Here is a 14202-nt window from a genome sequence, read left to right on the forward strand (position 1 = left end):
GGCGATATTTCTAGCGTTTTTGTATTAGAATTATCTAGAGGAGTGGTTGATATATGATTGAAGTGCAACTAGAAGTAATAGAAAACGTAGAGAAGAAACCGAAACCGAATCCTGACAGTCTTCAGTTTGGTAAAGTTTTTACAGACCACATGTTTACAATGGACTTTTCGAGTGAAAAAGGATGGTTCCAACCGCAGATTATCCCATATGCGCCAATTTCGCTAGAACCAGCTGCGATGGTCTTCCATTATGGTCAATCCGTTTTCGAAGGGTTGAAAGCTTATATTAACACGGATGGTAATATTCAATTATTTCGTCCGGAAGAAAATTTGAAACGATTAAACCGTTCAAATAATCGTTTAAGTATTCCTCCGATTAGTGAAGAACTAATTTTAAGTTATTTAAAACGACTACTCATATTAGAAAAAGATTGGATTCCTACCGCTGAAGGGACATCACTATATATACGTCCGTTGATCATAGCGACAGAATCAAGTTTATCGGTAGCTCCTTCAAAAAATTATAAGTTGATGATTATCCTATCCCCTGTTGGTTCTTATTATCCTGAAGGAATTCATCCAGTAAGCATTCAGGTGGAACACCATTTCACAAGAGCTGTCCGTGGGGGAACAGGAACAGCTAAAACAGGTGGAAACTACTCTGGAGGGTACAACGCTCAGAAGAAAGCTGCCGATCAAGGGCATGCTCAAGTAATGTGGCTTGATGGAGTTGAAAAGAAGTATATAGAAGAAGTGGGAAGTATGAATATATTTTTCAAAATCAACGGTCAAGTTGTTACCCCCGAACTAAATGATAGCATATTAGAAGGGGTAACAAGAAAATCAATTATTCAGCTATTAAAAGATTGGAAAGTCGACGTAGTGGAACGAAAAATTTCTTTGGATGAATTGCGCCAAGCGTATCATGACGGCTTGTTAGAAGAAGCATTTGGGGCAGGAACAGCTGCAGTCGTATCACCAATTGGAGAACTTAGCTTAGAAGATGAAACGATGATTATCAATGGTAGGCAAACTGGAGAATTAACGAAGTCTCTTTATACAACAATTACAGGTATCCAAACAGGGAAGCTTCCAGATCCGTTTGGATGGACTGAAAAAGTAGAATATTAATTAAGAGGCTGTCCCAAAAAATTTTTGGTGATAGCCTCTTTTGTATTAAAAGATTAGCATTTATGAAAAGAATGACACATGAAGGATCACTCTTTGTCTACATTCTTTTTTATTAGCTGATTAATCATCTGAATGACAATTAAAGAGACAATAAAGACACCAATGGTCGCAAACCAATGAATGGTACCTGTTATGAACATACTTAAAACAATGATGGAGGCGCAGCGGAACTGAACGCGACTGATAACCCAAAACGAATAGGGTAGGGACTTGGTTTTAATTCCATGTGGACCTCCAATGAAATAGAGTACGAAAACATGGAGTGTTCATTATTAATTAATGTCTTTTAAAATTAGGCGTCCATCAATCATAGATATTGATAAACGGTGACTATGTGACTTCGCAGAATCGTCAATATAGAATGACATATCACCATGTGTTTCGCTGATTTGTGAATGAGGCAACTCGTCCAGAGTTAACCGAAAGTCTGAAGATCCTCATCGTTTGTTTTTTTTGTAACCAATGATAACTGTGTTTTTTCCTTGCTTAGTCAATAATTTGTCTAAAAAAGATAAAGCTTCTTCCGTTACTTTCATCATACATTCTCCTCGTAATTTACTTTCTTCATACTTTACACGTAACTTGGTTAAATTTAAATGAAAAACGTCTTTTCGATTGACAGAAGATTACTACATAATTATATACAGGTAGTGTGAACTGATTTTTTCCCTAAATAGAAATGTTGAATATTCTAACAACAAGATATTTAGATCATCAACGTTTTCTAATATGTCCTCTTATGATACGATAGAACGATAAGTTTAGTGTTGAGGAGAGAATTTAAATGAAGGAAATATGTATCATACCATGTGGTAATAAGAAAATATGGGATAAGGAACCAAACTTAGGAGAGGTCCGCGCTGGAGAAGCATATATTGGAACTTTCCACCGCTTATCGAAAGCTTATGCAACAAAGTTTTTCGATGAATACTTAATTTTATCTGCGAAACACGGATTTTTACGCCCTGATGATGTCGTTGATGAACTATATGATTTAAGTTTTTCGATGAAATCTAAAGAAGTCATTAGCGTGGAAGAGTTAAAAGCACAACTGAAAACCAAGGGATTAGATAAATATGAAAGGTTTGTTGTTTTAACAGGGAGTAAATATTTTCCTATTCTTGATCAAACGCTCCCGGCAAATGTTGAATTAAACTTTCCGCTTTTGGATTGTGACGGCATCGGTTTTATGCAACGAGAGTTAAAGCGTGCAGTAGAACGCAATAGTCCATTGCATGACAACCGTAGTAAGATGGAGAGACTGAAGCAATGACAAACATTGCTTCAATGGAACCGATTATAGCACCAGGGGCAAAAGTGTTGATTTTAGGATCAATGCCTGGAAAACAGTCTCTTGAAACGCAACAGTATTATGGGAATCCCCGTAACCACTTTTGGGCAATTTTGAGTGAATTGTTGGATTCTGACTTAACAGAGGTGAGTTACGAAGAGAAATGTGCTTTTTTGAAAGAAAAAAAGATAGCTTTGTGGGATGTGATTGCTACTTGTGAACGAGAAGGTAGTCTCGATTCAGCAATTCGTAGAGAAAAGATGAATGATTTAACTAACCTCATCAAACTCTTTCCAACGATTCAAGGCATCGGCTTAAATGGTACGAAAGCATTTCAATCTTTTCAAACATACTTAAAAAAGCAACCAATACCTAATATAGCTTATACAAAACTACCATCCACTAGCCCTGTTCCAGGGAAAAATGTAAAATCATTTGCTGAAAAAGTAGAATCATGGCATGTAATCAAAGAATATTTAACCATGACAGGAGAGAAACAACCTTGAGCAACCACACGTTATTACTTATAGATGGATTTAATTTATTAAGCCGTGGCTATTTTGCGACGGCTTATGGAAAAAGTGATGAGCAACTATCTAAAAATGACAAAGGCGAGTATATCAATGCGACTCGCGTTTTTTTTCAAAAATTATTTCAGTTGACTCGAAATTACGATGTAACTCATATATCAGTTGCTTGGGATGGCAAAAGAGAGGACACTTCTCGCAACCAAAAATATGCTTTTTATAAAGCTCAGCGAAACGATTTGCCTGAGCCGTTAATTGAACAATATCATTTAACGATGCAGCTTCTTGATAAACTTGAGGTTCATCAAATTGCCGTTCCTGGTTTTGAAGCCGATGATATAATAGGAGCATTTTCAACTTTGTGGCACAATAACGAGTTAGGTCAAACGTACATTTGCAGTAATGATCGGGATTTATTTCAGCTGTTAAATTCAACGACTTCGCAAATATTATCGAAAAAGCGACAAGAAATTGTTTATTCTTCAGCGAGTTTTCAAGAGGAATTTGAGGTTCTTCCTTCTCAATGGGTTGATGTCAAAGCATTATTAGGAGATTCGAGTGATAATATCCCTGGATGTCCGGGAGTTGGCGAGAAATCTGCATTACCTTTAATCAGGCAATACGGAAATCTTAAACAAGTGTTTAAAAATATTGATGAGTTAGACCCTGCTTTTAATCGATATAAGAAAAAACTCCGTGAAGGAGAAGAGTCCACTTGGATAAGCAGAGAATTGTCTGAAATTATTACCGATATTGATGAGGTTAATAAGACAGATACAGAATTATTGAAAATTACTTGGGAAGAAGATGTTGTATTACAAGAAATGAATGAGCAAGGCATTCGTGTGAAATTAAAATAAACTATCAATCTCAAAAATTGCAAAAGAAAATAACTTTTCTGAAAGGATGGGTGTAATGTTTTCTTGGCTTACAAAAAAGAGAGAGTGTCATTTTTGTAGAGGGAAATTACGAAGTCCTACAACATATTTGAACGAACAAGGAGAAGAAATAAAGGTCTGCTTTCAATGTGTTCCACAAGCAGAAAGAAAAGTGTTAAGAAAAAAACAGTAGGAGGAATTCGATGCGTTTAGTGTCCATATGTCCGAGTAACACGGAACTAGCAGTTTATGCTGGATTAGGAGAGTTTCTCGTCGGTGTCGATAACTATTCTGACTGGCCGGAAGAAACATTAAATGAATTGCCAAGATTGGGTTCGGATCTGTCGATTGACATGGATAAAGTTGCTGCGTTAAAACCAGATCTAGTATTAGCTTCCCTAACGGTGCCAGGCATGGAAAAGAATATCGAAGCCTTAAAAGAATATGACCTTCCTTATGTGATTGTTCCAAAAGCTAAAACTTTATCAGGGATCGGAAAGCAATTATTATGGCTTGGCGAACAAGCGGAGAAACGTGAAATAGGCTTAGAAGCACACGATCGATTTTACAGTTGGCTTGAAAAGTATAAAAAACTGAGTGAGCAAGTACAAACGCGTAAATCAGTTTACTGGGAATGGTGGGCAAAACCTGTATTTACTCCAGGAAAACAAAACTGGTTGACAGAACTAACCGAACTTGCTGGTGGTGTGAACGTCTTTGCGGATCAAGATCAAGCAAGTGTAAAAACCGATTGGGAAGATGTATACTCGCGTGATCCTGATGTAATCGGTGTTGTTTGGGTTGGTGTTCATAAAGATAAGGTAAAGCGAAAAGTTATTGAAAAACGCCCAAATTGGCAGGAGATGTCTGCTTTAAAGAATAATGACTTATATATCCTAGATGAACCACATTATTGCAGGCCTTCACCTAGATTACTAATAGGGCTAATGAAGATCGCATCGATTCTACATCCAACTATTTATCCGACATATTCAGAAGGATTCGATCCCATGTCAATGTCAGCGGAAGACTATGATACCAAAGTTACTTGAACCACTTAATTAGTCTAAAAAACGTTCCTTTTGCTCCGTAGTTGGCAACATGCACTCAGCCTTTTTACCAAACCATTTATATCGATTTCCGGCAATAATTTGGTAAAAAGGATTTCTGACAAATGGTGGAACAACTAAGAATATAGCGAATAATTTCCAGCCGCCTTTTAGTTGTCCTGCTATACGAAGGGCGGCTGATGATTTATAAAAAACACGGCCGTTCGCTTTGATTAAAACGAGGCTATCGATCTGCTTAGGGACGTTATGCTTTCTTAATAACTCCTGACCAACTTCGCTCTGTAACGAAGAGAATAAGAACGTTTGTTTCGCATCTCGTTTTATGATAAATTGTACGCTTCCTGTGCACATATTACATACACCATCAAAAAGTATAATATCGCTCATAGACGTCATTCCCTTCTTGTTTTCAATCAATTATTAGCATAACTGTTCATCGATATTTCCTCAATTGCTTAAACATGCTAAGTACATCCACTTCGCTTACCATTCAAAGAAGAACTTTAATGATAGCGTTAGTGCTGTATAAGAGACGACCCCAACAGTAAAAGTTGGGAAATGTGCTTCCCCGTCTTGGGGGAGTTCATATTTAAAGACATTTAAAATCATCGCTCCTGAAATAAATGCGAAAATAATCGTTTGAACGAGCGCAGAAAATTCCACTGTCATCCCTATTATCCAGCCAAAAACAATCCCTAATGCTAAAACAAACCTTCCAACTTTGTTGTATTTGTCGGCAAATTCTCGCCACATATCATGAGCAACTGCAATAAAGTGAAGGCCAATAGCTAAACTATAGAATACAGCTTGAACGCCTGATACATCTGAAGAGATAACGATATATGCCACAAGCATATTATATACTCCATAGAATGATATTTGAAGCCAAAAGGAACCGGATGTATCCTTTGAATTTTGACGAGCAAAAAGCTGACTACCATAAAACATAATTACACCCAGTAATCCAATGAAATAAACCTCTGACTCCATAGGCAAATCTCGAAAAAATTCGATATTTTGCTGCTCTAAATGGAGAGAAGGAAGAACGTATACAAATACATAAGATACGGCTAACCCACCCGAAAATGAGAACCAACGAATTTTTTGTAGAGTACCTGTTGGCAATATAGTATTAGCTAATAGATGTATCGTAATGAAGACAAGGCCAGTTAAAAATGCAGCTAAAGTCATAATAAAATATAATCTCCTATCAGTTAGTGAAATATCTGGTTAAAACCTAATCTTACAGCAAATAATGATAGATTTCATCTAAAAGGAAAAATGGTAGAATTTGTTGATAGACAAGTATGAGGAGGAATCCTATGAATAAAATAATGGTTGTTGGAGTTTCCGCCGGAGTTGGAAAGTCGACGTTTGCGAAAAAGCTAAGTGAAAATTTATCTATACCGGTATATCATCTAGATCGATATTTTTGGGAACCAGGATGGATAGAAGCTCCTCCAGAGATATTTGCCAACATTCAATTATCTCTTGTTAAGCAAGACAATTGGATAATTGAAGGGAATTACGGATCTACCTTTGAAATAAGAGCGGATAAAGCAGATACCATTATTTATCTCGAACTTCCTCTCAGTGTTTGTTTGTATCGTGTGTTAAAAAGATGGTTGAGTAACATTGGGAACAATCGAGATGACATGGGGGAGGGGTGTCCTGAAAAAATGGACTGGGTATTTTTGAGTTTTATAATAAAAACATATTACGAACGAAAAAAAACGATGAGCATTAGATTAACAGAATTCGAACAATCTAGTAAAAACCGAACAGTATATCGATTGACAAATAAAAGGGAAATTTCAAATTATACTAAGAATCTCAACAATTAATCGTTTCATTCTTTATCACCATAAAACAAGGTTCATTATTCGCTTTCTAATCGATTTAAATTCTATTCTTGACTCATAGTTCATCATTGATTCAATTCATCAAATTAACTACATAAAACGATTTTCAGAGAGGGCCAATTTAATTGGTCCTCTTTCAGATAATTTTCTGTGAAAAATGTAAATGTAATCGGATATTTCATAAGAAAAGTGCCCTTTCCCGAGTTCGGGAACACTTGTTCTAAATAAGACTACAATACCTAAGAATACAAAATACTCATTTTGTATTCTTATAATTAAAATTAAAGCAAATTTAATGGCCAAAAACATAGATATACCAACGTGTTGAGTACTGTTTCTTTGGAAGAATTATTGATTTGGATAATCAAATATAAAAATACTAAATGAGGGTATTTGTATGTTAAACTTAATGATAGACTTATTATAGGAAGGAAGCATATCATGAACATAGCTAGTGAACGAGAAAAGAAAAATTACGCTGAATATATTCGTCTGACAGAAAGAGAATTTAAAAAAATGACAGATAGATTTGGACTACATCAAACGAAACATCGAATGAAACGACTTAATGAAATGAAATTAAAAGGGAAGCGACCGTTAAATATGAAATCTGATTTCCAAGCGTTAATCGCAATGACTCCTAGAACAGTTGAACCGATTCGAGAAAAAAGAACGATTGAACAAATTAAACAAATTTTGCGTGCGCGCTCATACAGGGATTATTTCATGTTTCTGCTTGGGTTAAATACAGGACTTCGTGTAGGCGATATCCTTCCTTTGAAGGTAGGGGATGTACGTAGTAAAAGATACATAAATATAATTGAAGAGAAAACAAATAAACCGAAACGATTTCCGCTTAATCGTGAAATTCGTGAGTACATATCTGACTACACGATTGGCATGAGTGAAGAGGAATACTTGTTTGCATCTCGCATGACAAAACAGCCGATACAACGGGATAGAGCGTATAAAATTCTAAAGGATGCTGCTGAAGAAGCGGGGGCGGAGTATGTAGGGACGCACACAATGCGAAAAACATTCGGGTATCATTTTTACAAAAAATACAATGATGCGTCGATGCTGCAAAAAATATTTAATCATTCGTCACAAAGCGTTACGTTAAAATATATCGGTATCTCCCAAGAAGAAATTGATGACGCGATTGATGACTTCAGCTTGTGAACTAGCCAGTGCACTCTTTTCTGTTGCTTGAAGTGTGGGAGAGCTAAAAGAATATTTACACTGTCAGCTTAGCTAAATTATTGATTTAACAGATATCATAAGATATTAATAATCTTTTTCGAGGAGGAGTTATAATGTTTGTCCACAGAATTGATGAAACGTTATCATTAAAATTAATAGAGTTGAAAGATGGAGAGAAGATATTCAACTTAACAAACAAATCAAGAGAATATTTAAGAAGATGGCTTCCATGGCTGGATGGCATCTCGAAACTAGGGGATACAAATGATTTTATAAAAGAATGTTTACAAGGTTTTGCTGATAATAATAGTTTAAACACAGTAATTTTACACGAAGGAGAAATTGTTGGGGTAGCAGGCTTCAATGACATTAACTGGTCTAATAAAACTGCATATATAGGCTACTGGCTAAGAGAAGAATCGCAAGGGAAGGGAATTGTAACAAGAGTTGCAAATGCCTTGACTATCTATGCATTTAAGGAACTTAACTTAAATAAAGTTGAGATAAGAGCTGCAGTAGAAAACAAAAAAAGTAGAAGCGTCCCTGAAAGACTGGGGTTTGTACAAGAAGGAGAGATTAGACAAGCAGAATGGTTATACGATCATTACGTTGACCACGTTGTTTATGGAATGTTGGTTGAAGAGTGGAGGAAGAGGCAAAACCAGCTAGAGTCATCAAAATAAAAAGTTAGAGAAACACAGTTAACTGTCGGGTTCCGGAGACAAAATTGAAAATAGTAATCTAATTAGACGACTAAATCGCAAGGCTTTTAGTCGTCTTTTTTTTGTTATTAAATCAATAAATAACGTTATTTAACAGTCAATTTTCGGCTTAATTAACATACGAAATCACTGCATACAATAAATATTGTCATAACTCTGATAACACCGCTAATAATCACGTCAGAATGGATTCTATTTGTGTTGGTTTTTTTTACTTGTAGAATAAAGAAAAAAACAGGTTTTTGTCATTATATGTTAAAATTATAATATAAAGAATACTGATTTTGTGATTATTTTCACTTAAACTAAAAGAGAGAATTCTTCTATAAGGAGATGCCATTTTAACTAACGAAGCTAAGAGTTAAAGAGTGAATTTTGTAACGAACCGAATTGATTTACGTCTAATTAATAAAGGAGTGGTTATGTGATAAACGATGTTGTTAATCATAGTTCTATTAATTGGGTGTAATAGTCAAATTGATTTTGAAGGTGGAAAGGTAATACACGACGAACAAACCACCTCAGATGATCATAATTTAGGAGATAAGGTTGTTGAAATAGCTGAAAGTGCTGACGAATATGAAGAACTGTGGAAATATTCAATTTCCTGGTGTATTGGCATCAGATGAACATAGTTTGATTGATGAATTAGAACGAAGTATGGAAGAATTAGTTTTTGAATTTAAACAAACAAAATTTGATTCTATAAAAATGGAAACGGAGTACCTATCTATAATGGAATTATTAGGTACAGTAATACAACACGAGGGTATTCATCAAGGACAATACTATGTTGCACTTAAACAGGCAGGCTTTGAATTACCTAAACAGTGGACTCAGGATTGGCATATGTAATCCTTAAAAAATGAAAGTTTGTGAAAGGGAATACTTAAACAAACGGAAGCAGTTTAGTTTAACAAGAAATATTAATTACTATAAAAAGTTCAAAGGGGGAGGAACATCTGAAAAGAATTATATTGTTTTTTATGTTATTCATATTTACAGTTACCACACCTGTTCAAGCACTAAGTTGGGCTTATTCTTTTGTTGTTTGGAATGGGAATGTTTATGAAGTTAAAGAAGAAAAAGTATTAGAAAGTGAAATTGGAAAGGAAATAGGAGAAGTAAAAACAAAACCCAATGATATGACTGGAGATTACTACGGAAATGCTTCAAATGCTTACCCTAAAGGTACGAAGTATTTTGAAATAAATAATATATCAACTGAAAATGCAATATCTGTTGAAGTAGGAGACAACGAATGGCAAAAAGCTGTATATGTCCATCAGGCACCTTTTCATTGGATGGATATATTCACAAAAATCCTACCAATTTTTATTCTAATAGGAATTGTCATTATTATTTTAGTACGCTTTAAAAAACGACAAAATAAGTAAAGTAAATATAAAATTAGAGTTTTTTATTAACGGGGTAGCGTTATTAAGAAGAAAAATTTAATTTGAAAAAAGCACCTGAATTAGGTGCTTTTTACATTGTTAAAATGATCGCTATTTTATATGTCAATTTAGGAGTTAATTTCATTGTTTCTTTGAAGATTGTCAGCGAAAACTAAACCAGTTAGAACACATCTCTAAAGCTATTTTTTTTGATATTGTATAAATTAGTCAAGCTGCTTGTTTCTTTTTATTTCTAGTGAAATACCATTTCAATCCAGCTGGAACAAAGACAACAATAATGATAATTCTCGTCAATTGAAGTGACGTAACAATTGCTGGATCTGCATCAACCATTGAAGCTGTTAAGACCATTTCCACCAATCCTCCAGGTGCAGTGCTTAAAAGTGCAGTAGAGAGATCCATCGATGTATATGTATAGAGAAGATAGCCGAATCCAAATGAAATAAAGATCAACAACAATGCCAATCCTGCATATACAACACTGTACTTTCCAGCTAACTTCACATCTTTAAGCGAGATACTTTTACCAAGAGAAGTCCCTACACAAAGCTGAGCAGCAAGAAATAAACCATTAGGAATCGATGGAATAGCAATTGGACTAACATTCATTGTCGCAATAACAACTAATGGGATAATCATAATTCCAGCTGGTAAGAGATGTTGAAATCGAACAGCAAGAACGATAGGAATGATTAACCAAAAAACATTTAAAGACATAAAAATTGCATCAGGTTCAACATCTATTGTCGGACTAGGAACTGATCCAGTCGAAAACGCATAAAGAATAATGAAAGGGACGGTAAACAAAACAACAATGAGGCGGAGTGTTTGAAAAACCATCACATAAGCCGCATTTGCTTTTAATGACTCACTTGCAATCACCATTTCAGTTAAACCACCAGGAATCGAACCAAACACACTTGTTACTTGATCCACATTAATAAATTTTGATGCGATTAAGCTATTTATAATGCTCACAATAATTAATAAAAAAGTTAGCAACACATAAGGAATAATATAAGGACCGATTATTTGAATCGTTTCGAGCGTGAAATTTAATCCGAATGACATACCTAAAATAATTAGGCCTGCGTTTTTTAAGTAGTTTGGCCAAACAAGTACTCTATCTGTGAATCCACTCCAAAGCATAACTGCCGTTAGTGGTCCGAGCATCCAAGGGAGGGGGAGATTAAATTGATTAAAGAGGATGCCACCAAAAACTGCTAAGAAGATTGTGTCTATATATGGTTTATATTCTTTCATTTGCTTCATCTCCAAATTAGTCTGTTACTATTTTAACATATTACAGTTTTTCTCCGGCTAATGATCTTTTTACGGTTAGTTATAAAGGGGAGGGGGGGATTGCTGAATAATTATTAGAATAACCTTAAAACCACAAGGGTCAATTAATAATCTAATAATCCGCAACGTTTCAAAAACCTAATTACAATAGTCAATATAACACATTAGAAAAACTTTGCTTGTCGCCAAGGCCTTCATGAAGAAAGCCTTAGTTTATCTTATACTTTTTTAATCCTTTAGCGAAATTGAATATTCTTAAAGTACACAAAAAGCTGGTTGCATCAAAGCAACCAGCTTAATATTATTCATTTATTCGTCATCAACTAACTCATAAACGCCTTCTTCATTATGTGTTTCATTTCCTGTAATAGGAGGGTTAAACACACAAACCATCCTCATGTCTTTATCATAAGCGCGAAGAAGATGCTCATCATTTTCATCTAATGCATAGAGCTCGTTAGCAGAAATTTTATGAATTTTATTATCAGAAAGTGTTTCTACTTCGCCTGCACCTTCGATACAATAAACAGCTTCTAAATGGTTCTTATACCAAATGTGAGTTTCCGTACCTGCTTTGATAATCGTATCATGAACAGAGTAGCCCATATTGTCTTTTTTTAAGATCAAACGGCGACTAGTCCAGTTTTCACCTTTCACTTCTTGATCTGAACCAATAATATCTTCTAGTTTAACTACTTTCATGTATAATCTGCCTCCTTAGATGTAATCCCTAGTTAGTTTGCTACTGTCTCTTTTTTTAGATTCATTTTTTTGATGGTTTCTTTAATACTTGCTTCAATTATTGAAAACCCTCGCTCTAAACCTTCTTCTTCAATGTTAATTGCAGGGAAGAGTTTAAATACTTCATCATGACCACCGGCAGTTTCCATAATTAAACCACGTTGAAATGATTCTGCGGCAACTTTCTCACTGAAACCTTCAACGTCAGAAGAGATTCCTTGCATGAAACCTCTACCTTTTAAATGACCTTTCATTTCTGGGTAATCATTTATCATTTTTTCTAGAAAATTCGTGATGAGATCTGACTTCGCTAGAATGCTTTTCTCAAAAGCAGGGTCTTCCCAATAATTAAGAGCTTCAGTTGCTGTGACAAAAGCATGATTATTTCCTCGGAACGTACCGTTATGCTCACCTGGTTTGAATTGATCAAATTCAGGTTTAATCAACGTTATCGCTAATGGTAAACCATATCCACCAATAGACTTGGAAAGGCAGATAATATCAGGCTTAATGCCAGCAGGTTCGAAAGAGAAGAATGTACCTGTACGACCTACGCCAGCTTGAACATCATCAATAATTAATAAAATGCCCCAACGCTTACATATATCATCAACTTTTTTAATCCATTCAAATCTCGCAGCGTTTATACCACCTTCACCTTGGACTGTCTCAAGAATAATTGCAGCTGGAATTGAAACACCACTACCATTATCATCTAAGAATCTTTCGAGATACTCCAAAGTGTCGAGATCTTCACTAACAAAGTTGTCATAAGGCATCGTAACCGTGTTTTGAAGAGGAATTCCAGCACCCTTTCGCTTCATGGAATTACCTGTTACAGATAGAGCACCAATCGTCATACCATGAAATCCATTTGTAAAACTAATAATATCGGTTCTACCTGTTACTTTTCTAGCCAATTTAAGTGCACTCTCTACAGTATTTGTTCCTGTTGGTCCTGGGAACATAATTCGGTAATCAAGATCTCTTGGTTTTAAGATCACATTGTTGAACTTTTCTAAGAAATCTACTTTAGCTTTAGATGCCATATCTAATGAATGAGTAATCCCATCATCTAAAATATACTCAATAAGTTTTTTCTTCATATTTGGCTCGTTATGTCCATAGTTAAGAGCACCTGCACCTGAGAAGAAGTCAACATACTCTTTTCCTTGCTCATCCCACATTTTGTATCCTCTTGCTTTTGTAAAGACAGTAGGAAAAGTTCTTACATAGCTTCTTACACACGATTCAAGTTCTTCAATTATTTCTAATCCATTTTTAGTCATTATTTAATGTTCCCTCCGTCTTTTGTGTTAATTATTTTCAATTTCAAATTTTAAAATATGCTTACTTTGATAAAGGTCCAACACGATACGTATATTCTGCTTTTGTTCCTTCTTCTGGGAAAACTTCAGCAGGGAAGCAGTCATCAACTTCACAAGAAGTATTATGTTCACGAGCTAATCTTTTGAACAATGACTGAGACGCTTCATTATCTTTTGTAATTGTAGCCTCCAAGTAGCGCACATTTTTACATACGTCTCTTGAAATAATTTCATTTAACATTTTAGATGCAATACCTTTTCCTCGTTGAGAAGAATCTACGCCAACCTGCCATACAAAGATGACATCTGGATGTTCTGGTTGAATAAATCCTGTGACAAAACCAACGACTTCACCTCGTTCTTTTGCAACAACACAAGTTTCAGAAAAATATTCAGACATCATAATGTACTTATACGCTGAATTAAGATCAAGAGATGATTTTTTGGCGAGCGCCCACATTCCTTGTCCGTCTTCTTTGGTTGGTTGCTCTAACGAAAATGTATCCAATATTGCCGTTGTGTTTTTACTCATAGTGTTATTCCCACCTTTAGTTGTTTTATTAATCAAATTGTTGAACAATCTTCGCTTTTATCTTAAGTTGTTCGTAAGGATGAACATTATTAATCATAGGGGCTTATTGTGAAATAATCAAACATGGTTAATCTTGAT

16 protein-coding genes are annotated in these 14202 nt (G+C 35.1%); 10 read left to right on the forward strand and 6 right to left on the reverse strand.

Annotated features, from left to right (window positions below; genetic code table 11):
* Positions 1 to 53 precede the first annotated feature (53 nt).
* The 5 genes from ACM26V_RS06105 to ACM26V_RS06125 all read left to right on the forward strand — a co-directional run bounded on the left by ACM26V_RS06105 (position 54) and on the right by ACM26V_RS06125 (position 4938).
* A complete protein-coding gene (locus tag ACM26V_RS06105) occupies positions 54 to 1130 on the forward strand; it encodes a branched-chain amino acid aminotransferase (protein WP_416150541.1) in 1077 nt (358 codons plus the stop codon).
* A gap of 844 nt (positions 1131 to 1974) precedes the next feature.
* Positions 1975 to 2463 carry a DUF6884 domain-containing protein gene (locus tag ACM26V_RS06110; protein WP_416150542.1) on the forward strand — a complete coding sequence of 163 codons (489 nt, stop codon included), beginning with the start codon at positions 1975 to 1977 and terminating at the stop codon, positions 2461 to 2463.
* Positions 2460 to 2987, forward strand: coding sequence for a DNA-deoxyinosine glycosylase (locus ACM26V_RS06115; RefSeq protein ID WP_416150543.1), 528 nt, complete (start codon positions 2460 to 2462; stop codon positions 2985 to 2987). The genes ACM26V_RS06110 and ACM26V_RS06115 overlap by 4 nt, the downstream gene beginning before the upstream one ends.
* Positions 2984 to 3868, forward strand: coding sequence for a 5'-3' exonuclease (locus tag ACM26V_RS06120; RefSeq protein WP_416150544.1), 885 nt, complete (start codon positions 2984 to 2986; stop codon positions 3866 to 3868). Before ACM26V_RS06115 ends, ACM26V_RS06120 begins: the two co-directional genes overlap by 4 nt.
* A 221-nt stretch (positions 3869 to 4089) precedes the next feature.
* A complete protein-coding gene (locus tag ACM26V_RS06125; protein WP_416150545.1) occupies positions 4090 to 4938 on the forward strand; it encodes a cobalamin-binding protein in 849 nt (282 codons plus the stop codon).
* 9 nt (positions 4939 to 4947) lie between these two features.
* Here the strand turns inward: ACM26V_RS06125 and ACM26V_RS06130 are convergent, their stop codons facing one another.
* A complete protein-coding gene (locus tag ACM26V_RS06130) occupies positions 4948 to 5343 on the reverse strand; it encodes a thiol-disulfide oxidoreductase DCC family protein (protein ID WP_416150546.1) in 396 nt (131 codons plus the stop codon).
* A gap of 96 nt (positions 5344 to 5439) precedes the next feature.
* The gene (locus ACM26V_RS06135; protein WP_416150547.1) at positions 5440 to 6147 is read right to left on the reverse strand and encodes a hypothetical protein; all 708 of its coding nucleotides are present in this window, start codon (positions 6145 to 6147) and stop codon (positions 5440 to 5442) included.
* A 131-nt stretch (positions 6148 to 6278) separates the two neighbouring features.
* On the opposite strand from ACM26V_RS06135, the gene ACM26V_RS06140 reads away from it, so the two are divergent.
* The 5 genes from ACM26V_RS06140 (at position 6279) to ACM26V_RS06160 (ending at position 10140) form a co-directional block, all read left to right on the forward strand.
* On the forward strand, positions 6279 to 6800 hold the full coding sequence (locus ACM26V_RS06140) for a topology modulation protein (protein ID WP_416150548.1): 522 nt from the start codon (positions 6279 to 6281) through the stop codon (positions 6798 to 6800).
* Positions 6801 to 7259: 459 nt separating this feature from the next.
* Entirely contained in the window at positions 7260 to 8000 is a 741-nt protein-coding gene (locus ACM26V_RS06145) for a site-specific integrase (RefSeq protein WP_416150549.1), read from the forward strand.
* Between the two features lie 134 nt (positions 8001 to 8134).
* Positions 8135 to 8704 carry a GNAT family N-acetyltransferase gene (locus ACM26V_RS06150; protein ID WP_416150550.1) on the forward strand — a complete coding sequence of 190 codons (570 nt, stop codon included), beginning with the start codon at positions 8135 to 8137 and terminating at the stop codon, positions 8702 to 8704.
* Between the two features lie 618 nt (positions 8705 to 9322).
* On the forward strand, positions 9323 to 9598 hold the full coding sequence (locus tag ACM26V_RS06155) for a DinB family protein (RefSeq protein WP_416150551.1): 276 nt from the start codon (positions 9323 to 9325) through the stop codon (positions 9596 to 9598).
* A 131-nt stretch (positions 9599 to 9729) separates the two neighbouring features.
* Complete coding sequence (locus ACM26V_RS06160) at positions 9730 to 10140, forward strand: hypothetical protein (RefSeq protein ID WP_416150552.1); 411 nt, start codon at positions 9730 to 9732, stop codon at positions 10138 to 10140.
* Between the two features lie 228 nt (positions 10141 to 10368).
* Here ACM26V_RS06160 and ACM26V_RS06165 read toward each other — a convergent pair whose 3' ends face one another.
* From ACM26V_RS06165 to ectA, 4 genes are all read right to left on the reverse strand, one after another.
* Positions 10369 to 11424 carry an AbrB family transcriptional regulator gene (locus ACM26V_RS06165; RefSeq protein WP_416150553.1) on the reverse strand — a complete coding sequence of 352 codons (1056 nt, stop codon included), beginning with the start codon at positions 11422 to 11424 and terminating at the stop codon, positions 10369 to 10371.
* 348 nt (positions 11425 to 11772) lie between these two features.
* Entirely contained in the window at positions 11773 to 12165 is a 393-nt protein-coding gene (locus tag ACM26V_RS06170) for an ectoine synthase (RefSeq protein ID WP_416150554.1), read from the reverse strand.
* A 32-nt stretch (positions 12166 to 12197) separates the two neighbouring features.
* Complete coding sequence (gene ectB / locus ACM26V_RS06175; RefSeq protein ID WP_416150555.1) at positions 12198 to 13493, reverse strand: diaminobutyrate--2-oxoglutarate transaminase; 1296 nt, start codon at positions 13491 to 13493, stop codon at positions 12198 to 12200.
* A 61-nt stretch (positions 13494 to 13554) separates the two neighbouring features.
* Positions 13555 to 14064, reverse strand: a complete 510-nt coding sequence (gene ectA / locus ACM26V_RS06180; RefSeq protein WP_416150556.1) for a diaminobutyrate acetyltransferase — start codon at positions 14062 to 14064, stop codon at positions 13555 to 13557.
* Positions 14065 to 14202 lie beyond the last annotated feature (138 nt).

The sequence above is a fragment of the Salipaludibacillus sp. HK11 genome (genome assembly GCF_047795645.1).
Taxonomy (GTDB): domain Bacteria; phylum Bacillota; class Bacilli; order Bacillales; family Salisediminibacteriaceae; genus Salipaludibacillus.